This is a genomic window from Filimonas zeae, from assembly GCF_014641615.1.
In the GTDB taxonomy this organism is placed as follows: domain Bacteria; phylum Bacteroidota; class Bacteroidia; order Chitinophagales; family Chitinophagaceae; genus Filimonas; species Filimonas zeae.
This window is the reverse complement of the sequence record NZ_BMIB01000004.1, coordinates 45,469-66,833: the sequence shown is the minus strand read 5'-3', so window position 1 is coordinate 66,833 and position 21,365 is coordinate 45,469. Positions and strand designations below refer to the sequence as shown.

The 21,365-nt window shown below is 44.3% G+C and carries 23 protein-coding genes; 15 read left to right on the top strand and 8 right to left on the bottom strand.

Annotated elements, in window-relative coordinates:
• Window positions 1–25: 25 nt before the first annotated feature.
• The 11 genes from IEY13_RS19045 (at window position 26) to IEY13_RS18995 (ending at window position 9,369) form a co-directional block, all read left to right on the top strand.
• On the top strand, window positions 26–475 hold the full coding sequence (locus IEY13_RS19045; RefSeq protein WP_188955168.1) for a hypothetical protein: 450 nt from the start codon (window positions 26–28) through the stop codon (window positions 473–475).
• A gap of 29 nt (window positions 476–504) precedes the next feature.
• The gene (porV, locus tag IEY13_RS19040; protein WP_188955166.1) at window positions 505–1,641 is read left to right on the top strand and encodes a type IX secretion system outer membrane channel protein PorV; all 1,137 of its coding nucleotides are present in this window, start codon (window positions 505–507) and stop codon (window positions 1,639–1,641) included.
• Between the two features lie 179 nt (window positions 1,642–1,820).
• Window positions 1,821–2,648, top strand: a complete 828-nt coding sequence (locus IEY13_RS19035) for an outer membrane protein assembly factor BamD (protein WP_188955164.1) — start codon at window positions 1,821–1,823, stop codon at window positions 2,646–2,648.
• Window positions 2,617–2,958 carry a DNA-directed RNA polymerase subunit omega gene (locus IEY13_RS19030; protein WP_116734875.1) on the top strand — a complete coding sequence of 114 codons (342 nt, stop codon included), beginning with the start codon at window positions 2,617–2,619 and terminating at the stop codon, window positions 2,956–2,958. Before IEY13_RS19035 ends, IEY13_RS19030 begins: the two co-directional genes overlap by 32 nt.
• Before the next feature lie 85 nt (window positions 2,959–3,043).
• A complete protein-coding gene (gene coaBC, locus IEY13_RS19025) occupies window positions 3,044–4,237 on the top strand; it encodes a bifunctional phosphopantothenoylcysteine decarboxylase/phosphopantothenate--cysteine ligase CoaBC (protein WP_188955162.1) in 1,194 nt (397 codons plus the stop codon).
• On the top strand, window positions 4,234–5,157 hold the full coding sequence (porD, locus tag IEY13_RS19020; protein ID WP_188955160.1) for a type IX secretion system protein PorD: 924 nt from the start codon (window positions 4,234–4,236) through the stop codon (window positions 5,155–5,157). Before coaBC ends, porD begins: the two co-directional genes overlap by 4 nt.
• A complete protein-coding gene (locus tag IEY13_RS19015) occupies window positions 5,154–5,804 on the top strand; it encodes a DUF4296 domain-containing protein (protein ID WP_308421173.1) in 651 nt (216 codons plus the stop codon). Before porD ends, IEY13_RS19015 begins: the two co-directional genes overlap by 4 nt.
• Before the next feature lie 19 nt (window positions 5,805–5,823).
• On the top strand, window positions 5,824–6,519 hold the full coding sequence (locus tag IEY13_RS19010; RefSeq protein ID WP_188955153.1) for a CoA transferase subunit A: 696 nt from the start codon (window positions 5,824–5,826) through the stop codon (window positions 6,517–6,519).
• A 36-nt stretch (window positions 6,520–6,555) separates the two neighbouring features.
• A complete protein-coding gene (locus IEY13_RS19005; RefSeq protein ID WP_188955152.1) occupies window positions 6,556–7,212 on the top strand; it encodes a 3-oxoacid CoA-transferase subunit B in 657 nt (218 codons plus the stop codon).
• Between the two features lie 67 nt (window positions 7,213–7,279).
• Window positions 7,280–8,767, top strand: a complete 1,488-nt coding sequence (locus IEY13_RS19000) for a carboxypeptidase M32 (RefSeq protein WP_188955150.1) — start codon at window positions 7,280–7,282, stop codon at window positions 8,765–8,767.
• Between the two features lie 224 nt (window positions 8,768–8,991).
• Window positions 8,992–9,369: a T9SS type A sorting domain-containing protein gene (locus tag IEY13_RS18995; protein ID WP_188955148.1), complete on the top strand. Its 378-nt coding sequence runs from the start codon at window positions 8,992–8,994 to the stop codon at window positions 9,367–9,369.
• Between the two features lie 73 nt (window positions 9,370–9,442).
• Here IEY13_RS18995 and IEY13_RS18990 read toward each other — a convergent pair whose 3' ends face one another.
• The gene (locus tag IEY13_RS18990) at window positions 9,443–10,621 is read right to left on the bottom strand and encodes a class I SAM-dependent rRNA methyltransferase (RefSeq protein WP_188955146.1); all 1,179 of its coding nucleotides are present in this window, start codon (window positions 10,619–10,621) and stop codon (window positions 9,443–9,445) included.
• A 103-nt stretch (window positions 10,622–10,724) separates the two neighbouring features.
• Between IEY13_RS18990 and IEY13_RS18985 the strand changes: the two genes are divergently transcribed.
• Both IEY13_RS18985 and dnaJ read left to right on the top strand, forming a co-directional pair.
• A complete protein-coding gene (locus IEY13_RS18985; protein WP_188955144.1) occupies window positions 10,725–11,291 on the top strand; it encodes a nucleotide exchange factor GrpE in 567 nt (188 codons plus the stop codon).
• A gap of 6 nt (window positions 11,292–11,297) precedes the next feature.
• Window positions 11,298–12,464, top strand: a complete 1,167-nt coding sequence (gene dnaJ / locus IEY13_RS18980) for a molecular chaperone DnaJ (protein WP_188955142.1) — start codon at window positions 11,298–11,300, stop codon at window positions 12,462–12,464.
• Between the two features lie 12 nt (window positions 12,465–12,476).
• Here the strand turns inward: dnaJ and IEY13_RS18975 are convergent, their stop codons facing one another.
• The 5 genes from IEY13_RS18975 to IEY13_RS18955 are packed head-to-tail and all read right to left on the bottom strand — an operon-like array spanning window position 12,477 to window position 18,193.
• On the bottom strand, window positions 12,477–14,273 hold the full coding sequence (locus tag IEY13_RS18975) for a vWA domain-containing protein (RefSeq protein ID WP_188955140.1): 1,797 nt from the start codon (window positions 14,271–14,273) through the stop codon (window positions 12,477–12,479).
• A 47-nt stretch (window positions 14,274–14,320) separates the two neighbouring features.
• Window positions 14,321–14,860 (bottom strand): hypoxanthine phosphoribosyltransferase, encoded by a 540-nt coding sequence (gene hpt, locus IEY13_RS18970; RefSeq protein ID WP_188955138.1) that lies wholly within the window; start codon window positions 14,858–14,860, stop codon window positions 14,321–14,323.
• Window positions 14,861–14,885: 25 nt separating this feature from the next.
• Window positions 14,886–15,977: a glucosaminidase domain-containing protein gene (locus IEY13_RS18965; RefSeq protein ID WP_188955136.1), complete on the bottom strand. Its 1,092-nt coding sequence runs from the start codon at window positions 15,975–15,977 to the stop codon at window positions 14,886–14,888.
• 12 nt (window positions 15,978–15,989) lie between these two features.
• Complete coding sequence (locus tag IEY13_RS18960) at window positions 15,990–16,634, bottom strand: O-methyltransferase (RefSeq protein ID WP_188955134.1); 645 nt, start codon at window positions 16,632–16,634, stop codon at window positions 15,990–15,992.
• Window positions 16,631–18,193 carry a sodium:solute symporter gene (locus IEY13_RS18955; protein WP_188955132.1) on the bottom strand — a complete coding sequence of 521 codons (1,563 nt, stop codon included), beginning with the start codon at window positions 18,191–18,193 and terminating at the stop codon, window positions 16,631–16,633. The genes IEY13_RS18960 and IEY13_RS18955 overlap by 4 nt, the downstream gene beginning before the upstream one ends.
• A gap of 179 nt (window positions 18,194–18,372) precedes the next feature.
• Between IEY13_RS18955 and IEY13_RS18950 the strand changes: the two genes are divergently transcribed.
• Both IEY13_RS18950 and IEY13_RS18945 read left to right on the top strand, forming a co-directional pair.
• Window positions 18,373–18,771 (top strand): hypothetical protein, encoded by a 399-nt coding sequence (locus IEY13_RS18950; protein WP_188955130.1) that lies wholly within the window; start codon window positions 18,373–18,375, stop codon window positions 18,769–18,771.
• A 25-nt stretch (window positions 18,772–18,796) separates the two neighbouring features.
• Window positions 18,797–19,348, top strand: coding sequence for an LOG family protein (locus IEY13_RS18945; RefSeq protein WP_188955128.1), 552 nt, complete (start codon window positions 18,797–18,799; stop codon window positions 19,346–19,348).
• Here the strand turns inward: IEY13_RS18945 and IEY13_RS18940 are convergent.
• Together IEY13_RS18940 and IEY13_RS18935 are read right to left on the bottom strand one after the other, a co-directional pair.
• Window positions 19,320–19,943: a hypothetical protein gene (locus IEY13_RS18940; RefSeq protein ID WP_188955126.1), complete on the bottom strand. Its 624-nt coding sequence runs from the start codon at window positions 19,941–19,943 to the stop codon at window positions 19,320–19,322. The two genes, IEY13_RS18945 and IEY13_RS18940, sit on opposite strands and share 29 nt — an antisense overlap.
• A complete protein-coding gene (locus IEY13_RS18935; RefSeq protein ID WP_188955124.1) occupies window positions 19,940–21,358 on the bottom strand; it encodes an FAD-binding oxidoreductase in 1,419 nt (472 codons plus the stop codon). Before IEY13_RS18935 ends, IEY13_RS18940 begins: the two co-directional genes overlap by 4 nt.
• Window positions 21,359–21,365 lie beyond the last annotated feature (7 nt).

Sequence of the window (21,365 nt, the reverse complement as noted above, 5' to 3'; positions counted from 1 at the left end):
TGTATAACAGATAACAGTATCAAATATGAAATATTCTTTGCTATATAAAATATTTATGTGTACACTGGTACTTGCCATTACGATAACTGTAAAGGCACAGCAAAAAGTACCCGATATGACCCGCTATAGTAAAGCGCCCCTTGCTCCTGCGTCCAGCGCGCAGGGAGGATCGGCGAAGATGTCAAAGTCCGGAGTTTCGGGAAGGAGAACTACACTGGAAAGCTTTAATAACGCACCCATTCAGGGTGGTGGAGGTACTAAAGCTGGTTTTGCCAGAAAGGCTGCGAGAGCAGCAACAATTCCGGCAAATATAGAACTGCCGAGCAATGCAAAGCCATCCGCAGGGGCTGCTCAGCAGAAAAGTGCGGCACCAGTTATACCAGACGCTATTCAGGAACAACTGAATATGAAACCAGAGTCTGCTCCCGCTTCAAAGGCGGCTGGTAATAAGCCACCTGCTGCGGCAAAGTCGTAACCCATTTTCATTACTCTTAGACGATGATTATGCAAAGACAATTATATGCGTCTCTAACTGCAGCTTTTTGTATGCTGGCTTTGCTGACGCACGCGCAGGACAGGCCGATGAGTGTTGTTTCTACAGCAGTACCTATGTTGCGGATATCTCCTGATGCAAGAGCAGGTGGTATGGGCGAAGCAGGAATTGCTTTGTCTCCTGATGCCAATGCTGTATTCTGGAACCGGGCTAAACTGCCTTTTACAACAGAGCAATCCGGACTGGCACTTACCTATTCACCCTGGATGAAAAGCGGAGGATCAAACGACGTGTTTCTTGCCTCAGCAGGTGTTTATAGGAAGCTGGGCGACCAGCAGGCGGTAAGTGTGGGTATGCGCTACTTTAAGCTAGGTGAGGTGCAATATGCTGATGAAAACGGTCAGCATCTGCAAATGGCTCATCCCAACGAATATGCTATTGATGCAGGTTACAGCCGTATGTTGGGTAAGCGCATGTCGGTAGGTATAGCATTACGCTATATCAATTCCGGTCTTGCAAACGGTTATGTGGCAGATGGCTATACCTATAAAAACGCCCATGCGGTGGCGGGAGATATTACTGCGTTTTACAGTGGTGTTAATGCAGAAGGAACCGGCTGGGCTGCTGGCTTAACTATCAGCAATCTCGGGTCTAAGGTGTCCTATTCTAACAGTGCAATGGACAAAGATTTTCTGCCGGCCAATCTGGGACTAGGCGCATCTTATACCCTGAAATTGCATGAGGGTGGAAAACTTACCCTTGCAGTGGACGTTAACAAAATGATGGTGCCCACCCCACCAGCTGATAAATCAGATTCGTCTATGGAGGTCTACCGGGATAAATCTGTGTTTTCCAGCTGGTTTAGCTCTTTTGGCGATGCTCCCGGTGGTTTTAGTGAGGAACTAAAAGAATGGCAGATTTCTACAGGTGCAGAATACTGGTACCTGAATATGCTGGCAGTAAGAGGTGGATACAATTACGAAAACCGCTGGAAGGGGGGAAGACGGTATGCTACTATGGGAGTGGGATTTAAATATCAATGGCTGGGCGCTAATTTTTCTTATCTGGTGCCAACCGGAAAAGATGTTGCCAACAATCCTATAAAGCAGTCGCTACGGGTAAGTTTGTTGTTTAATCTACAGAAATAAAGATGCAACTGATTGTATAACAATTGTTTGTTTCAGGATGTTGGGCCAACGCCTTATTCCTTTCCAGGAAAAGGCAGCCCAACACTTTTCTACAATTAACTATTATTTCGGAAATAAACCAGCTCGCTAAAAGACTCTCCGTTCTATATTGCGGGTAAAACCTTAATTTTGCCCACTTTATGAAGAAAGCTGTTTATTTCGCACTTATTTGTATCGCATGTACCTCCTGCGCATCCAGATTCAGCCGGGTGTTAAAGAGCAAGGACAATGAGTACCGGTACAAAATGGCAGAGAACTACTATGCGCAAAAGAAGTACACTTATGCGCAGCAGCTTTTTGATGAGTTGTTTCCTTACTTCAAAGGCACACCCCGCTTTGAGGAAATGTACTACAAGAACGCCTACAGTTACTTCTATCAGAAAGATTATCTCAACGCTGAGAATATTTTCAAGTCATACATCGACAACTTTCCTACCAATCCGCGTGCGGAAGAGTGCGAATACATGAGGGCTTATTGCTATTACAAGCAGTCTCCCAAGGTAGAACTGGATCAAACGCCTACTACTAAAACCATTGGTTTAATGCAGGCATTCATCAATATGCACCCAGGTTCACCAAAAGCCAAGGAAGCAGGACAACTTATTGATCTTTGTCGTGCTAAACTGGAAGAAAAAGACTTTAAAAGCGGCGAGTTGTATTTTAATCTGGGCTATTATAAAGCAGCAGGTATTGTATTTGGGCTGTTGATGGATGATTTTCCGGATTCTGAAAAAAGCGATCAGTATAAGCTGTTGATGATTAAAGCTTACTTTAAATACGCAGAATTAAGTATATTGGACAAGCAGGAGGAGCGTTTTGAAAAGGTGATTTCGGAAACGATGGACTTTAAACAACGTTTTTCTGATAGCAAATATGCCAAAGAGGCAAATGACTATAAAACACTTTCTGAAAACTATATAAAAAATATAAAGCAAAATGAGCAAGCTAAGACGGCAGATCAGCGCTAATATACCCAGTGTGGTTGAAACAAAGAGCCTGGTAGACATCAAGGCTTACACCGGTAATCTGTATGAGTCTATTGCTATTATAGCAAAAAGAGCGAACCAGATTAACATTGCGGTGAGAGAAGAGCTGCACAATAAACTGGAAGAATTTGCCAGCCATACTGACAGCCTGGAAGAGGTGCATGAAAACAAAGAGCAGATTGAAATATCCAGAGCGTACGAAAGAATGCCCAATCCTGCTATTCTGGCTACCCAGGAGTTTATGGAGAATAAGGTATACTATCGCAAGAATGACGACGATCTGTTCAGATAACAGCGCGTACGACATAAAATAAAAATAGAGAAACGACAGTGCTACACTGTCGTTTTTTGTTATTTTGATTAAGCATTGGCACAACATGTTAACTGGGAAAAAAATATTGATTGGTATTACCGGAAGTATAGCTGCCTATAAGGTGATATTACTGGTAAGGCTACTGATGAAAAAGGGTGCTGAAGTACGTATTGTGATGACTTCTTCCGCTGCTGCTTTTGTATCTCCGCTTACTTTATCTACTCTTGCCAAAACAGAAGTGCTTTCTGAACTGGCCGACCAGGCTACCTGGGCCAACCATGTAATGCTGGGGCGCTGGGCAGATGTAATGTTGATTGCTCCCTTAAGTTGCAATACGCTGGCTAAAATGGCGCATGGCCAATGTGATAACCTGTTACTGGCGGTTTATTTATCTGCTACCTGCCCTGTGGTGGTAGCTCCTGCTATGGATGAGGATATGTGGCATCATCCGGCTACCAAAGCCAATCTGGCTACGTTGGCATCCTATGGTAACGCTATTATTCCGGTAGGCAAGGGAGAGTTGGCCAGTGGATTGTTTGGTGATGGCAGAATGGCTGAGCCGGAAGATATTCTGTTGTATCTGGAACATCACTACTTCAGAGGCAAGCAACTGGTGGGAAAGAAGGTTTTGATTACTGCCGGGCCCACCTACGAGCCACTTGATCCTGTGCGGTTTATTGGCAATCATTCTTCCGGTAAAATGGGGTATGCGCTGGCTACTGCTTTTTATAACCAGGGCGCAGATGTGGTGCTGGTGTCAGGCCCTACCGATTTACAGATACATAATTCTGCAATACAGCTAATTCGTGTAAAAACAGCGGCTGAAATGTATCAGGCCTGTATGGGTCATTTTCCAGATACAGATATTGCGGTGCTGGCAGCAGCAGTGGCTGATTACAGCCCGGCTGAGGTGGCGCCGCAGAAAATAAAGAAAACTGAGGAACAGTTTTCTTTGCAACTGGTTAAAACCAGAGATATTTTAAAAACACTGGGTGAAATAAAAAAAGAAAACCAGCTGTTGGTTGGCTTTGCTTTGGAAACAAATGATGAAGCAGCTAATGCGCAAAAAAAGCTGGTTAGTAAAAACGCAGATCTGATTGTACTTAACTCACTGCGTAATACTGCCGCCGGTTTTGGTGTAGATACCAATCAGGTGATTATTTACGATAAAGCAGGGGTTGTGCTGGAGTCGGATGTAAAACTAAAAGAAGAAATTGCTCTTGATATAATACAGGTAATTCATAAAAAGATAGTATGACCAGGCGTAGCTTACACATAGTGTTGATTTTACTGCTGCTGTGGGCTCCGGCTTCTGCGCAGGAATTACAGGCCAAAGTAACCGTAATGTCTCAGCGGGTATATAACAATATTGATAAGAAGATATTTACCACCTTGCAAAATCAGCTCACCAACCTGCTGAATAACCGTAAGTGGACCAACGATACTTATCAGCCGCAGGAAAAGATTGTATGTAATTTTCTGATTACTATCAATGATATGGTAGAGCAGAATGTATTCAAAGCCAGTCTTACTGTACAGGCGGCGCGTCCTGTATATAGTTCTTCGTATCAGACTGCGTTGGTGAACTATCAGGATGCAGATTTTACATTTAAATACCAGGAGTTTCAACCGGTTGAGTTTAACGAAAACCGTATTCAGGGCTCCGATCCGCTGGTGGGTAACCTTACTGCTACATTGGCTTTTTATGTAAATATTATCCTCGGGTTCGATTATGATTCGTTTGCCCCTAAAGCAGGTGCTCCTTATTTTCAGAAGGCACAGAATATAGTAAGTAATGCGCCGGAAAGCCGGAATATAAGTGGTTGGCGTGCGTTTGACGGACTGCGTAACCGCTACTGGCTGGCTGAAAATATGATCAATACCCGCTATAATATTATTCATGATGTTATTTATGCGTATTACCGTAATGGCCTTGACCAATTATTTGAAAAGGAAAACGATGGGCGGAAAAGTGTAATGGAAGCACTTACCAGGTTACAGGCTATGAACCAGGAAAGCCCGAATACAATGATCCTGCAGTTTTTTATGCAGAGTAAAGCGCAGGAAATGATTGGTATTTTTAAAAAGGCACCACCTCAGGAAAAAGGACGTGCGGCTGATATTTTGTCGCAGATAGATATTCCCAATCTTAGTAAGTATAAGCAGGAGTTGAAATGAAATACAGCTGTATAATAGCTCTGGCGTTGATATGGATGGCATGTGGCAGATCAGGATCGGATGTGCTGAAACCTGAAGAAATGAAACTTGTGATGTGGGATATGCTGCGTGCTGATGAAGTGGCTTCTCTGGAAGGTATAAAGGATACTGTGCCTAATAACCTGTTGCGGCATGCGGTAGAAAAATACGGACAGGTGTTTGCTGTACATGGTATTACCCGTGAACAGTTTTATAATAGCTACCGGTATTATCAGGAGCATCCGGAAGAACATAAGGTGCTGATGGATTCGTTACTGGCTTTTGGCAACAGAATAAAGGAGCAGCGGGAAAAGTTAAAGACTGCTAAAATTGATTCACTGCAAAAAGCTACACTCCGTGCAGACTCTCTCGCTGTAAAGAAAGATTCTGCTGTTGTTAAGGATTCTACTCACGTCAGAGATTCAGTTGCTATTAAGGACTCTATTAATAAGGTTAAAGGGGGGATGAAAGTGGTTCCCCGGCTGATAAAAGATACCGGAACAAAATTGCATACGGTTCAGCCACACTTTGATACGTCCGGACGGAGGAAGTTGATGCGCCCTGGATTCCGGCCGGATAAAAAGTTTATGCCTACCAGAACCAACCTGCCTGTGAAGAAACCATTCTGACGATAATATTGCCTGTTATATGAATAAAGTAAAGAATGACGCCGAAGAAGCCCTGTTTGATATATCATCAGGTACTACTTTAATGCTGGGAGGATTTGGCCTATGCGGTATTCCGGAAAACTCCATTGCTGCGCTGGTTAAAAAAGGGGTTACAGGGCTTACCTGTATTTCCAATAATGCCGGTGTAGATGATTTTGGACTGGGACTATTGCTTAAAACCCGGCAGATTAAAAAAATGATCAGCAGCTATGTAGGAGAGAACGCTGAGTTTGAACGCCAGTTGTTATCGGGAGAGCTGGAAGTTGATCTGGTGCCGCAAGGTACATTGGCCACCCGCATACAAATGGCGGGCATGGGAATTCCGGCCTTTTTTACCCCTGCCGGTGTAGGTACCGAAATTGCTGTTGGAAAAGAAGAAAGGACGTTTGAAGGAAAACGTTACCTGATGGAACTGGCATTGCATGCCGATTATTCTATTGTGAAAGCCTGGAAAGGAGATACGATGGGTAATCTGATATTCCGTAAAGCTACCCGCAATTTTTCAACTTCTATGGCCAAAGCCGGAAATATTACCATTGCAGAAGTGGAAGAACTGGTGCAGCCGGGAGAGTTGGAGCCTGATGCCATACATGTGGCCGGTGTATACGTACATCGTATTTTTCAGGGGGCCGGTTATGAAAAGCGTATTGAACGAAAAACGGTTCGTTTATCCTGATTCTTCTTATTTCATCAGACTAATTAAACAGCTTCTATGGCACTTGATAAATTTGGCATAGCAAAACGTATAGCCCTTGAACTGAAAGATGGCATGTACGTTAATCTTGGTATTGGTATTCCTACACTTGTTTCTAATTATATTCCGGAGGGTATTCATGTAATTCTGCAGAGTGAAAATGGTATTCTGGGCACGGGCCCCTATCCCGTGGAAGCAGATGTTGATGCAGATTTGATTAATGCGGGTAAAGAAACCGTTACCCTGTTACCCGGCGGTGCATTTTTCGACAGTGCAGAAAGCTTTGGAATGATACGGGCCGGCAAAATTGACCTTACTGTACTGGGCGCTATGGAAGTAAGTGATAGCGGAGACATAGCCAACTGGAAAATTCCCGGTAAAATGGTGAAAGGGATGGGAGGTGCAATGGATCTGGTTGCCAGCGCCCGTAACATTATAGTTGCCATGCAGCACACTAATCCTAAAGGAGAAAGTAAGCTGCTACCGGCCTGCACCCTGCCCTTAACAGGTGTTGGATGCGTTAAAAAGGTAGTAACAGAACTGGCAGTACTGGATATTACCCCCGAAGGCTTTTTGCTGCGCGAATATGCGCCAGGTGTTACGGTAGATGAAATTAAACAAAAAACAATGGGCCGTCTGTTAATTGCCGATGAAGTAAAACAAATGCCCGTTTAACGGGGAATATATAGCATAGCAACGGGCGCGTTTTATATTTGTATCCTTACTCAACAACTATTTATCTATGACGTCTTCAGCCAGTTTATATGAGCAATATTGTGAGCACATGCGTCGTATAGCCGATGTGCGTTATGCTGCGGCTGTATTGCAGTGGGATCAGGAAACCTATATGCCCGCAAAAGGTGCGGCAGGCCGCGCCCGGCAGCTGGCTACATTAAGCGAAACTGCGCATGAAATGGCTACTGCACCCTCTTTTGAGCAATTGGTAAACGAACTGTCTCAAAGAAGTGATCTGAGTCAGGTGCAACAGAAAAACGTATCGCTTACACTGGAAGATCTGACACGGCAAAAGAAACTTAGTGGTGCTTTTGTACGAAAATTGTCAGAAGCGGTAAGCAAGGCTTTTAACAGCTGGGTAGCAGCACGTAAACAAAATAACTTTTCCGTATTTGAGAGCGATCTGGAGCAACTGGTAGCCTTAAAACGTGAATCGGCAGAATTATACGGATATGAGGGGCATCCTTACAACGCTCTTACGTATGAGTTTGAGCGTTCTGTAACGGTAGAGAAGCTGGACAAAGTATTTGCGTCTGTTATTCCTTCTCTACAGGAAGTGATTGCCAAACAAGGGAAAGAGCCGGAAGTGGATAACGATTTTCTGCGTGAGTTTTACCCAAAGAATATTCAGTGGGAGTGGGGGATGTGGCTGGTGAGGGAGCTGGGTTTTGATCTGGAAGCAGGCCGTCAGGATGTTTCTGTACATCCGTTTACCACCAATTTCAGCGCAAAGGATGTACGGATTACCACACGTATTGACGAGAATGATTTTGCCAATATGACGTGGAGCTGTATTCACGAAACCGGCCATGCTTTATACGAGCAGGGCCTGCCCGATAGTGAGTACGGTTTACCGTCAGGCGAGTTTTCGTCTCTGAGTATTCATGAATCACAAAGCCGTTTGTGGGAGAATTGTGTAGGGCGTAATCTGGCTTTCTGGAAAAACTATCTGCCGGAATTGCAAAGCTATTTTCCGGAGCAACTGCAGCATATTACTATACAGGAGTTTTATAAAGGCATCAATAAAGTGCAGCCTTCCTTTATCCGCACAGAAGCTGATGAGGTTACCTACCATTTTCATGTATACATCCGTTATCAGATTGAGAAAGACCTGATAGGCGGAGCGCTGGCGGTAAAAGATATACCTGCCAGATGGAATGAATTGTACAAGCAGCATCTCGGTGTTGTTGTTCCGGATGATATTCACGGTTGCTTGCAGGATGTACACTGGAGTCATGGAAGTTTTGGTTACTTTCCTACGTACAGCCTGGGAAGTTTTTATGCGGCTCAGTTCTGGGCCCAGGCTCAGAAAGACATTCCTGCTTTGCAAAAGGAGGAACTGAATGAGACGGCATTGGCGCAGTTGCTTGGATGGTTGCGTAAGCATATTCATTCGCATGGCAGACTCAAAGACAGCGAACTGCTTTGTTCATCTGTTACCGGTGAATCGTTGAACGTATCTTATTTTCTGGACTATGTAAAAGGAAAGTTTTAATACAATCTGTAGTGTATCCAGCGCATGTTACAGTAAAAGTGTTTAATCGAAAGGGTGGGTAACTGCGAAAACGTAAACAATTATTTTAAGACAACTAATTGGCAATCAGTACTACTAAAGGTTCAGCTATATAAAGAGTCGAAATTTTAAGGTGGTGATAGGGGGCATTCCTTTACTGGTTGCACAATTTTTGTATTTTTATAGAGGGAGGATACTATAAATCAATGAAGCAAATTTTACACTCCAACTTTTTGAGGGCGTCCCGGTTTGGCAAATCAGCACTATTGCTGGTGTTGCTGATAGCGGCTATATGCGCTTTTTCGCGATCCGATATATGGGAGGCCGGAACAAGTGTTGCCGTAGTTAAATGCTATCCTAACCCGGCAACCTCCTTTATTAACTTTGAATTCGCTACCGAAATTGATAAAACACATACATTATATATCTACAGTTTTGTAGGGCGTAAAATGTATGAACAGCCGGTAACCGGCAAAAAGGTAGTGGTTACTTTAAACAACTACTACAGAGGTATTTATGTTTTTCAATTGCGCGATAAAACCGGCCGTATTATTGAAACCGGTAAGTTTCAGGTAGAGCAATAAGTATTTATTGAATAGAATACCATAAAAAAACGGTTTACTAATTACAAGCAAACCGTTTTTTTATGCGTATCACTTATTTATCACAAACCTCTACAATCAAAAATTTCAGGTAGTTGGTATTTTCCATACCCCAGATAATAGGGTGATCACTGGCCTGTGCCTGAAAAGTAACCTGTCTTATACGTTTGCGTGCATCTTTAGCTGCCATGTCTATTGTTTGCAGAAATAAATCGGGCTGCACCAGATTGGTACAGCTGCTGGTAACCAGGAAGCCTCCATTCTTTACCAGCTTCATGCCCCGCAGGTTTATTTCTTTATAACCGGTTATAGCTTTCTGTATGTTTTCCCGGCTTTTGGTAAATGCAGGTGGGTCCAGCATCACCACGTCATACTGTCTGCCATCTTTGGTCCACTGCTTCAGCACGTCAAATGCGTTTACGGCTTCAAAATGGCAGATATGATCCAGATTGTTCAGTTTGGCATTGCGGTTTGCCTGTGCAACGGCATTTTCGCTTATATCCAGGCCTAATACGCTTTTAGCGCCGTAGTGTGCTGCATGTATTTCAAAGGTGCCTGTGTAAGTAAATGCACCCAGTACATCTGCTCCTTTTACAATATGCTGAATGGCGCGGCGGTTATCCTGCTGATCCAGAAAGTAACCGGTTTTTTGTCCATTCTCAATATCTACATTAAACTTAAGGCCGTTTTCATGAATAACAATTTCCGGAGAAAAGGGGGCTGTTAAAAAGCCTTTTTGTTGCGGCAGGCCTTCCAGTTCTCTTACAGGTACATCATTACGCTCATAAACGCCTTTGGGCTTAAATATTTTTTCCAGTGCTGCTACAATAGCTGGCTTCCATTTGTCAATACCTAATGCCAGTGTTTGTATAACAAAGTAGTCGTTAAACTTATCTATAACCAGCGCAGGCATTTCGTCAGCTTCTCCAAATACCAGGCGGCAGTTTTCGGTATAACCAGTGCGCTGGCGGTATTGCCAGGCCTGTAGTATGCGTTGATAAAAGAACTGTTCGTTTATTTCTTCTTTCTTTCGGGTAAGCAGCCTTACCAGTATCTGTGATTTGGGATTGCTATAACCTCTGCCGCAGTATTTCTGATCGTGATAAAAAACATCCACAATGGCGCCGGGCTCTGGGGAATCGCCTTCAATACGGTCTACTTCATTGGCAAATATCCACGGATGGCCGTTGGCAATGCGCGGGGCAATTTTTTTCTTCAGAATCACTTTTGTCATCGCGCAAAGATAAAAATCTAATATGCGGCAGCCTGCCAATTTTTCCACTTATTTTGCCCTGGCAAAAAATTTGACCCATTGGGCATATATATCAATAAACGTTATGGCAGAGAAAGAAACACTGGAAAACACGCAGGATACTGTTGAAAATGCAGAAACAGGGATAAATACTGACGAAAATGCAGCTGGTTCTACTCATTTGAACGAGCCTGTAGCTGAAAATGAAACGGAAAAGTTAAAGGCGGAAGTTGCCGAGCAGAAAGACAAGTATCTGCGTTTGATGGCCGAGTTTGAGAACTTTAAGCGCAGAACTTCTAAAGAGCGGTTGGAATTAATGCAAACTGCTGGTAAAGAGGTAATTGTGTCTTTGCTGGATGTGCTGGACGATTGTGACAGAGCGGAAAAGCAAATGGCAAAAACAGAAGATGTTAACCAGATTAAAGAAGGCATTCAGCTGGTTTTCAATAAATTAAAAACAACCCTGCAGGCTAAAGGTTTAAAGCCTATGGAAAGCATTCGTGCAGATTTTGATGTAGAACTGCATGAGGCTATTACAGAAGTACCTGTTCCTGACGAAACCCTTAAAGGAAAAGTGATTGACGAAGTTCAGAAAGGTTATTATCTGAATGATAAAATCATCCGTTTTGCTAAAGTGGTGGTTGGTAAATAAAAATGTATGAAAAGAGATTTTTACGAGATACTGGGTGTTAGCAAAACTGCTACTGCTGATGAGATAAAAAAGGCTTACCGTAAAGTGGCCATGCAATTTCACCCAGACCGAAACCCCGGCGATAAAGAAGCGGAAGAAAAATTTAAGGAAGCAGCGGAAGCTTACGAAATATTAAGCGATGCAGATAAACGCGCCAAATACGACCGCTTTGGCCATCAGGCTTTTGGGCCGGGCAGTAATGCAGGTTATGGTGGTGGTGGTATGAATATGAATGACATATTCAGCCAGTTCGGCGACATATTTGGCGATGACCTTTTCGGTAGCTTTTTTGGCGGTGCCGGTGGTGGTCGTGGCAGAGGCAACGGTGGCAGACCCCGTGGCGTAAGAGGTAGTAACCTGCGGGTGAAAATCAAGCTTACCTACGAGGAAATGGCCAATGGCGTTACCAAAAACATCAAGGTAAAAAAATATGTACCCTGCGGCACTTGTAGCGGCAGCGGCGCAAAAGATAAAAACAGCGTTCAAACCTGTACAGGTTGTGGCGGTTCCGGCCAGGTGAAAAGGGTAACCAACACTTTTCTGGGGCAAATGCAAACAGTAACAACCTGTCCTACCTGTAATGGAGAAGGTACTACCATCACTGCCAAGTGTGGCTCTTGTAAGGGTGAAGGCCGCGTATATGGCGAAGAAACAGTGAGTATAGATATTCCAGCCGGCGTTCAGGAAGGCATGCAGTTAAGCATGGGCGGAAAAGGTAACGCCGGTGAGCGCGGCGGGGCTCCTGGTGATCTGCTGATTCTGGTGGAAGAAGAAGCGCATAAGGAGTTACAACGCGATGGCCTGAATGTGGCTTACGAGCTTTATCTTTCTTTCTCTGATGCTATTTTTGGCACTCAGGTAGAAGTTCCTACTATTGACGGCAGAGCGAAAATTAAAATTCCGGCAGGTACCCAAAGCGGTAAAATATTCCGTCTGAAGGGCAAAGGCTTCCCGGAAGTACAAGGCTATCAGAAAGGAGACCAGTTGATTCATGTGAATGTATGGACGCCGCAGCATGTTACGGCAGAAGAGAAAGAAATGCTGGAGAAGCTGAGCAAAAGCCCCAACTTTCAGCCCCAACCAGGTAAAAACGAAAAAAGCTTTTTTGATAAAATAAAAGAGGCCTTTAGCTAAGGGCCTCTTTATTTATTCTTCTTCACTGTTTTTTTTCTTCTTTTTGGAAGGGGAATATATCTTCTTCGCTTTTTCTACCAGAGAAATAAATTCAGCCTGCAGCACTGCAGGCTTTTTTGTGCAGGCTTGTTGAGCCATAGTACGCACATCATCCCAGGTAAAATTTTTGGCAAAACGACTCTGTTTAAGTAGTTCTCCAAACATGGTGAGTGCCGTGGCAAAACGGATATTGCTTTCTGTTTGTTCCAGAGGAACGTAGTTAATGGGAATGCTAAACTGCTGCAGAATACGTTCCTTTTTTTCTGAAGGCAGCTTGTAATGCAGTTTGATAGTGCCATACCTGCCAGCAATCAATGTATCTTTATTAGAAAGCGTCTGGTTGCTGATATGCGGTACAATTTCAAAAACCGCTGTTATGCTATGGCCAGAGCCCACTTCACCGCCTTCCAGTTCACTGGTACTATCTGCTAATGCGTCCATTTTGTTATCAAACCCTATCAGCCGGTACTCCTGCACCATTTTAGGGTTAAAAGAAATATTTACAAAAGCATCGCTGGCAACTGCATACAAGGTTTTGGTAAACTCGGTAATCAGCACTTTTTCCGCCTCGTTCATGTTGTCCAGATAGGCAAAGTTACCATTGCCTCTTTTGGCCAGTAGTTCCAGCTTGCTGTCTTTATAATTACCCATACCCACCCCCAGGCAGGTAAGATAAATGCCAGATTGTTTCTGTTTGGTTATCAGATCTTCCAGTGCTTTTTCTGAGGATTCTCCTACATTAAAATCGCCATCGGTAGCCATAATAACGCGGTTGTTACCTTTGGCATTAAACGATTCTTCTGCCTTTTTATAGGCCAGTTTTATGGCGCCTGCACCCGGAGTGTCTCCATTGGGTATAATCAGGTCAATAGCATCATTAATCTTCTTTTTATCCGCTCCGGAAGTGGGGGCCAGTTTTACACCAATATCTCCTCCGTATACCACAATAGAAATAGTATCAATGGCCCGCAGATTTTCTACCAGTAGTTTAAATGCAGATTGTATTAATGGCAACCGGTTAGGCTTGTCCATAGAACCCGAAACATCAATCAGAAATACCAGGTTACTGGGGGGCAATCCACTTAAATCCAGCTTGGGAGCTTTTAGGTTGATGTATAACAGCTGATTCTCTTTATTCCAGGGGGCACTGGTTAACTGGGTTGCACAGGTAAAGCCTCTGGTTATTTCGTCCTCATCTTCATCTGCTGCAGGCAGTGTAAAGCTGAAGTAGTTGAGCATTTCTTCTATGCGCACTGCATCTGTAGGTACAGGATTACCATTGTTTAAAAAGCGGCGGATATTGCTGTAGGCAGCCCTGTCTACGTGCAATGCAAAACCTGTTTCCGGCGATTGCAGGCTGGAAACAAAATCATTTTCAACAAGGGTGGTATAGCTTTCGCCGTTCTGAGGAAAAATGGTTTGCCGGTTGGTTGATAGGTTTTTGGTTACAGAAGAAAGATGCTGTTGCGCCAGTTTGGCGGTAGAAGCCTGCATCTTCAGGGTAATTTTTTGAAACTGGCTGGTGCGAACCGGCATTTTCAGCGTTTCATACCCCTCGGCAATCAGGGTAAGGGTATCTACCGCCAAACGGCTGGGAATACCAAAGCTGGAAGAAATATAACCGATATATCCACGGGAGAATAAGTAGGTTTTGATATTGGAAACTTCAGCGCCTTTTTCATTGCGTATTTCACCGCGCAGATAATATTGGGATATACCTTCACGTAATAAGCAGCCAAGCAATAATATAACAAGCAACAGTTTCCGCAAATTTCCGCTGTTTAACTGGGTTGATGTTTGTACCCTTAAAACTAGGGTTAATCTGAATACAATTGATATATTTCCCTGATATTTCTTCCTAAACCATCGTAGTCAAGGCCATATCCTACCACAAACTTATTCGGAATGGAAAAACAGCAATAATCTATAGGTACGGGAAATTGCCTGGCTTCAGGCTTATTAAGCAATACAGCAATTTTTAAAGATGCAGGCTGCTGGTTGTGCAACTGAGGTAAAAACTGGTTCAGTGTTTTACCGGTATCAATAATGTCTTCCAGTATTATCACATCACGCCCGGTAATATCTGTATCCAAACCTATGGCAGTAATTACCTGCCCGGTTGACTTGGTGCCTTTATAGGAAGCCAGTTTAATAAAACAAATCTCTGCATCAATAGTCAGGTACTTAAACAGGTCCGATGAAAACATGAAGGAGCCATTGAGAATAGCAATAAACAAGGGACGTTTGCCCGCATAATCTTTGTTCAGCTGTGCTGCCAGCTCCTGTAGCTTTTCATGAATGTCTTTTTCAGACAAGTACGGAGTAAATGTTTTGTCGTGTACCTGAATCAGTGCCATAAATACTTGTTTTGCAATGCGCTTGCTAGCTGGCTTTGGCCGTTTTACCGGCGGGGGCAGTTGCAGCAGCTACGGGAGCATTTCCGCGAAGATAAATTTTATCTCCGGCATGCAAGGTTTTATTGCGTGGTATACGGTTGTATAACAATACATTCTCCAGCCTCACGCCTTCTTTCTGCGCAATCGCCTCAAGGGTTTCACCCTGCTCTGCTACATGAAAGTCTTTAGCACCTTTGCGGGGCTTCTTTTCCAGAAAAATAAGGCTGGCATTCTCCAGTATGTCTACATTGTCTAACTCGTTAAACTCCAGCAACTTTTTATAGGTAATGTTGTGGTTATTGGCCAGTGCAAATAAAGAAACGCCTGCATCTGCATACATTACATTGGTTTCATTTATTTTAAAAGTACCGGTAGGGTAGCTGGGCGGCGCAGCCATGGTTTGTGCTATTTTAACCGACTGGCCGGAAGGCGTAGGTTTATCCGCGGCTTCTACCTCATTGTTAAGTGCGTTTGCTACAGGGGCAGCAGTTTCATTTGCCGGCTGCTGCGGTTTAGCAGTATTAGACGCAAAAAAATCGCCGTTGTTACCTGTTTCTGCCGGTTTGTTCATGGCCAGCAGGGTGTATTGTTGCAGGTTGTTGTCTACAATAATTTTCATCAGCATCTGTGCGTAAGCCGGGTTGGTGGCATAGCCTGCTTTCCGCAATCCTTTTGCCCAGCCTTCGTAATTGGTAGGATCTAACTGAAACAGAAAGGCGTAGTGGGGGCGGTTACGCAAAAAGTCAGAATGATCTGCATAAGACTCCTCAGCAGTATTGTAGCTGCGGAAACATTCGCCTTTAGCGTCATCATCATGATACACTTTGGCGCCTGTCCATTCTGTTTTACACTTAATACCGAAGTGGTTGTTGGAAGATCTCACCAGGTTGCTCTGGCCCGATTCGGTTTCCAGTATGCCCTGTGCCAGGGTTATGGATGCCGGAACGCCTGTGCGTATCATTTCCTTCATAGCTATGTCTTTATACTTGTCAACATAGCTTTTCGATGCTGTGGTTTGTTGGGCCTTAGTCACTTGCAGCAGGCAGAGCGCGCTGGCTGCAATAATCAATTTCTTCATCCGGTAAGGTTTTTATTTCTTTCTGATAAGCATTAGTCCATCGCGAACGGTAAGTAGTACCTGTTCAGTCCGTGTGTCATCCCGCACATGCTTATTAAATTGGTCTATGGCTTTGGCGCTTTTTCCTTTTACAGGCTCTGTAAGCACCTGGCCGTGAAATAATACATTATCGGCAATTATAATGCCTCCGTGCTGTAAACGTGGTAATACCATTTCGTAGTATGCAACATAGTTAACTTTATCTGCATCTATAAAAACGAGGTCCCACTCCAGCGGTAATGCAGGAATGATATCCAGAGCATTACCTATATGCAAAGTTATTATATTATTCATGTTTGCCTTGTGGAAATTTGCCCGGGCAATTGCTGCGTCTTCTTCCCGCACTTCTATGGTGTGCAGGTGCCCGCCAGGTTGCAGTCCTTTTGCCAGGCAAAGTGCACTGTAACCCGTAAAACTGCCTATTTCCAGAATGTGCCGGGGCTTTTGCATAAAGCTCATAAACTCCAGCACCTGGCCCTGAACATGGCCGCTCAGCATATGTGGCTGGGCATGGTGCAGGGTGGTTTCTTCATTTATCTGGTGCAGCACGCTGCTTTCCGGGCTGGTAAAAGCGGCAGCATATGCTTCTATTAACGTAGGAATCAGTTCATTGTTCATGCCGCAGCCGTATTGGAGGTTATTCCGGGTTTAGAAATCATCCGTAATCCCAGAAAGGTGAGTAACCCGTTTATAATCAGCAGTTCTATACCTATCTGATAGCCGTTAAACCAATCTTTGGCGTGTTGTGCCAGCAGGTACGATAAAACAGGTGCTATCAAACAAATGAGGGTAATGGATAGCGAGTTGGGAAGTGCGCGTTTGGTGAAAATACCAAACGCAAACAGGCCCAGTAACGGCCCATAGGTATAACCTGCCAGATCGAGAATAATATCTATAATACTGTTATTGTTCAGAAAATGAAATACCATTACGCACATCAGAAATACAATGGCAAACGTGAGGTGCACGGTTAAACGCAGGCGTTTTTTTCCGCTTTCCTGCAAATCAGTCCGGTGTTGCAAATCCAGCAGGTCTATACAAAAAGAAGAGGTTAAAGCGGTAAGTGCCCCATCTGCACTGGGGAAAAGCGCAGAAATCAGCGCAATGATGAAGATAACTCCTATGGCAGTGGGCAGGTAGTTCAGCGCTACAGAAGGGAACATTTTATCGCCTATTACATTATAGGCATGGCCTGCCCCGTCTGTAAGCATAAACTGCTTCACCATTTTACCATTTACCATTACATCCTGATAGCTGCCACCTATAGAGGCTCCATAGAGGTATAACAATCCGCCCAGCAGCAGAAACAGAAACAATACGCCTACCAGTACAATAGCCATGGTAATCACGTTTTTCTGCGAATCGCCCAGCTTTTTTACGCTGATGTTTTTCTGCATCATTTCCTGGTCCAGTCCCGTCATAGCAATAGTAATAAAAGCACCGCCAATAATCTGTTTCAGAAAAAAGCCTTTGCTGTTTACATCGGTATTAAATACGTTCAGATAGCCTTGTTGTTTCAGCTGGCTCAGTGCTTCGCCGCCGCTGAGGTTCAGGTGGTTCAGTATATACACCACGCATACAATCAGTCCGGTAATCATCAGCGATGTTTGCAGGGTATCGGTATAAACAATGGTTTTTACGCCGCCTTCAAAGGTATACAACAGTATCATCAGCAGTATTACCATGGCGGTTACCACAAAGGGCACCCCCATGCGGTCCAGTATAAAAAACTGCAGAATATTAATAACCAGGTACAAACGGGCAGTGGCGCCTACGGTACGGCTGATGATAAAAAACAAAGCGCCGGTGCGGTAGGCTACCTTACCAAACCTGTTAAGCAGGTAATTGTAAATAGAGGTAAGGTTCATGCGGTAATACAGGGGCAATAGTACAAAGGCAATTACACAGTAACCTATCAGATAGCCAATGGTTACCTGCATATAGGCAAAGCCTTTAAAGTTTCCACCAGCCACATCGCCTACGGCGCCAGGCACACTTACAAAGGTTACTCCGCTTAACGAGGTACCTATCATACCAAACGCCACTAACATCCAGTTACTGTTGCGGTTACCAATAAAGAACGATTCGTTATTGGAGTTGCGGCCCGTGTACCAGGCTACCACCAGCAGCAGTATAAAGTAAGCGACCACGAACGAGAAGAGGAGTACCGGCGACATACAGTTAAACAATGGTAAGTAACAAATATATTGTGTTTATATGGTCTGGTTGCAGTTTTTTGCGGTAATGGAAGAATTGGTGCCCCGTTAGCAGATACGCACGATTATGGTATAGAATGCACCGATAGACACATGCAGATATTTTAAATATTCATAAATTGTCAGCGATATTTTAATTTATGAACGAAAACCACAACCCATCCCTTTCTCAGCGTCGCAAACGTATTCCTTTAAGTGAGGAAAACCGGCCGGTTGCTTTTACTGATAGCCGAAGCATGCGCCTGCACGATCTGGAAGTAAAGTGCAACGCTCTGGAAGAGCGGAACCGGAAATTAACCGAGCGCATAGAGGAATACCACGTGCAAATGCAACAGGCTAACAGTAAAACACTGCAGCTGCAAAAGAAAATTAAAGGGGTGCTGCTACACGTTAAAACCACTGCCAGCCAAACTAACATACCGGGCACTTTACCCAAAAGTGCTGCACAGGAGCAGGAAATTGAACTGTTGCAGTGGAAGTTGAACGTAATTAACAAGTATCTGCATGGTATTTTCCCGGAGATTACCGAAGTGTTGTAATTTGCTGCTGCAAAGTTTCTAAAGTATGGATATCAAAGCAGTGACTGTTTTTTGTGGGTCCCGCACCGGTCTTTCCCCTTTATACGAGCAACACGCCAGAGAATTGGGCACTTTACTGGGCCAGCGTAAAATTACTATGGTGTATGGTGGTGGCAATAAGGGGCTTTTGCAGGTGGTAGCTAATGCTGCCATGCATGCAGGGGGAACGGTAGTAGGCATTATTCCGGAAGTATTGGTAGAATGGCAAAACCAGCACGAAGGTATTTCTGAACTGCGGGTAGTAAAGGATATTCAGGAGCGAAAGAAAATGATGTACGATAGCTGCGATGCCGTAATTGTGTTACCAGGCGGTTTTGGAGTAATGGATGAAATGTTTGAGATGCTTACATTAAACACGCTGAGCACACACCCTAAAAAAATAATCCTGCTGAATACAGCAGGATATTATAATCATATCATCGGTCACGTAAATCACATGCAGCTACAGGGCTTTTTATACGAAGACTGGCGTGGAAGCCTGAAAGTATGCAATACCCCTTTTGAAATTGCTAGCGATTTGGATGGAGGTAAAAGTTAAAACCTGCCCTTATAATAGGGAAGTAGCTTCCATCGTAGTTGCGGTAGGGTGAATTCTGATCTTTATTTACATCGAACAGAATAGCCAGGTAAAAGGCATTTTGCCCTATTACACGCTGGCTATAGCCTACACCGGCCAGTAAGCTGGGTGCTGTGGCACTGAACTTTCTTTCCACGTTGCTGGCTGTTGCTTTTTCAGTAATATTCATCCAGTTGTACTCTGGCTGTAGCTGAATAAAGAAGTTTTTAATGGGGTACAGCCTGGTAAATAAACCAGCACCATAATTAAACGTTCTGTACTGGCTTGCTTCCGCTCCGTTGCTATAGTACGATTTCTGCGTCAGGTAACTGATATTAAACGCCAGCCCCGCATCTATCCATTCCGAAAAACTGTATCCCACTTCGGGGTTTGCACCAAGATTGGTATATCCGCTGCCAAATCCCAGGTTCAGGTTTCCACCAATAAACACACGGTTGGCATCAAACCCGCTTTCGCCGGTAGAAGAGCCACCACTTTCGTAAGAAGGGGGAATACCCTGAGCGTACAGGCCATTGGCCAGCACAAGTGTAAACAGAATCAGAATTAGTTTTTTCATAAATCGAAGATCTTACCTGCGTTTAAAATGTTGTTTGGATCAAATACTCTTTTTATCTCACGCATCAGTTTCAGGTTGGCTTCTCTGAATACGATATCCATATAGCCCTTTTGTATCAAACCAATACCATGTTCGCCACTGATAGTGCCTCCCAGGCTATGTACGATTTTAAACAACTCACTCAGTATGTGCTGCATTTCAGCATTGCCATGGCTGTTAGGAATGCCTTCTTTATGAATACGCACATGCAGGTTGCCATCGCCGGCGTGGCCATAACATACTGCTTTAAAGTCGTACTGTTTACCCAGTTCCTTAACACCACGTATTAATGCGGGTAATTCCGCGCGGGGCACTACGGTATCTTCCTCAATGGTATAACCGCTGCTTTTTACTGCTTCAGCCACCCGGCGGCGCAGCTTCCATAATTCCGCTTTCTGCTGCGCATCATCGGCAAAGAAAACTTCACCCGCTTCATACTGCTGCAGCAATTCAGCAATAGCCTCCATTTCGCTCATCAGTACATCCAGGTTATTGCCATCTACCTCAATAATCAGGTGCGCTGCAATATCGTCGTTTACCGGAACGGCATGGCTGTCTACCATTTTGCTTACAATCTTCAGCGCGTCAATCTCGGCCAGCTCCATAGCGCTGGGTGTAAAGCCCGCTCTGAAAATGGCGCTTACCGCTTCACTCGCTTTTTCCAGCGAGGCAAAAGGAGCCAGCATCAGCAGATCGTATTTAGGCAGGGGTATCAGCTTCAGTACAATTTTAGTAACAATGCCCAGGGTACCCTCACTACCCACTACCAGTTGGGTAAGGTTATAACCCGTGGAATTTTTTAATACATTGGCACCGGTCCAGATAATTTCGCCGGTAGGTAATACCATTTCCAGGTTCAGCACATAATCTTTTACCACACCATATTTAACCGCTTTAGGGCCGCCGCTGTTTTCGGCTATGTTACCGCCAATAAAGCAGGAGCCGCGGCTGCTGGGGTCCGGAGGATAAAATAAACCTCTTTCCTTTACCGAGTCTTGCAACACCTCGGTAATAACACCCGGCTCGGTTGTTACCTGCAGGTTTCTTTCGTCTATCTGAATAATGGTGTTAAAACGTTCCATGGCAATAAGCACACCGCCCAGGTGGGGCAGGGCTCCACCGCTTAAACCGGTTCCACCGCCACGGGGTGTAACGGGTAAACCATCGCGGTTACATATTTTCATAATCTCACTTATCTCTTCTGCTGTGCGGGGTTTTAATACCACTTCCGGCAAAAACAATAAGTGTTCAGTTTCATCATGGCCGTAATGGCGCAGCGTTTCTTCGTCTGCCATTACATACTCTTTTCCTACTATTTTCTGAAAAGCAGTTACGTGTTCGGTGGTTATCTGTCCTTTTTCTACAACGGGTTGCATCCGCATC

Excerpts from the sequence above, each read along its gene's own strand:
- IEY13_RS18940 (WP_188955126.1), bottom strand. The coding sequence starts at position 19,943 with ATGAAAAAACTAATTCTGATTCTGTTTACACTTGTGCTGGCCAATGGC.
- IEY13_RS19035 (WP_188955164.1), top strand. The coding sequence starts at position 1,821 with ATGAAGAAAGCTGTTTATTTCGCACTTATTTGTATCGCATGTACCTCC.
- IEY13_RS19000 (WP_188955150.1), top strand. The coding sequence starts at position 7,280 with ATGACGTCTTCAGCCAGTTTATATGAGCAATATTGTGAGCACATGCGT.
- IEY13_RS18950 (WP_188955130.1), top strand. The coding sequence starts at position 18,373 with ATGAACGAAAACCACAACCCATCCCTTTCTCAGCGTCGCAAACGTATT.
- IEY13_RS19005 (WP_188955152.1), top strand. The coding sequence starts at position 6,556 with ATGGCACTTGATAAATTTGGCATAGCAAAACGTATAGCCCTTGAACTG.
- IEY13_RS18960 (WP_188955134.1), bottom strand. The coding sequence starts at position 16,634 with ATGAACAATGAACTGATTCCTACGTTAATAGAAGCATATGCTGCCGCT.
- IEY13_RS18935 (WP_188955124.1), bottom strand. The coding sequence starts at position 21,358 with ATGCAACCCGTTGTAGAAAAAGGACAGATAACCACCGAACACGTAACT.
- IEY13_RS18955 (WP_188955132.1), bottom strand. The coding sequence starts at position 18,193 with ATGTCGCCGGTACTCCTCTTCTCGTTCGTGGTCGCTTACTTTATACTG.
- IEY13_RS19010 (WP_188955153.1), top strand. The coding sequence starts at position 5,824 with ATGAATAAAGTAAAGAATGACGCCGAAGAAGCCCTGTTTGATATATCA.
- IEY13_RS19045 (WP_188955168.1), top strand. The coding sequence starts at position 26 with ATGAAATATTCTTTGCTATATAAAATATTTATGTGTACACTGGTACTT.
- IEY13_RS18965 (WP_188955136.1), bottom strand. The coding sequence starts at position 15,977 with ATGAAGAAATTGATTATTGCAGCCAGCGCGCTCTGCCTGCTGCAAGTG.
- porV (WP_188955166.1), top strand. The coding sequence starts at position 505 with ATGCAAAGACAATTATATGCGTCTCTAACTGCAGCTTTTTGTATGCTG.
- IEY13_RS18985 (WP_188955144.1), top strand. The coding sequence starts at position 10,725 with ATGGCAGAGAAAGAAACACTGGAAAACACGCAGGATACTGTTGAAAAT.
- IEY13_RS18995 (WP_188955148.1), top strand. The coding sequence starts at position 8,992 with ATGAAGCAAATTTTACACTCCAACTTTTTGAGGGCGTCCCGGTTTGGC.
- dnaJ (WP_188955142.1), top strand. The coding sequence starts at position 11,298 with ATGAAAAGAGATTTTTACGAGATACTGGGTGTTAGCAAAACTGCTACT.
- IEY13_RS18990 (WP_188955146.1), bottom strand. The coding sequence starts at position 10,621 with ATGACAAAAGTGATTCTGAAGAAAAAAATTGCCCCGCGCATTGCCAAC.
- IEY13_RS19030 (WP_116734875.1), top strand. The coding sequence starts at position 2,617 with ATGAGCAAGCTAAGACGGCAGATCAGCGCTAATATACCCAGTGTGGTT.
- coaBC (WP_188955162.1), top strand. The coding sequence starts at position 3,044 with ATGTTAACTGGGAAAAAAATATTGATTGGTATTACCGGAAGTATAGCT.
- hpt (WP_188955138.1), bottom strand. The coding sequence starts at position 14,860 with ATGGCACTGATTCAGGTACACGACAAAACATTTACTCCGTACTTGTCT.
- IEY13_RS19015 (WP_308421173.1), top strand. The coding sequence starts at position 5,154 with ATGAAATACAGCTGTATAATAGCTCTGGCGTTGATATGGATGGCATGT.
- porD (WP_188955160.1), top strand. The coding sequence starts at position 4,234 with ATGACCAGGCGTAGCTTACACATAGTGTTGATTTTACTGCTGCTGTGG.
- IEY13_RS18945 (WP_188955128.1), top strand. The coding sequence starts at position 18,797 with ATGGATATCAAAGCAGTGACTGTTTTTTGTGGGTCCCGCACCGGTCTT.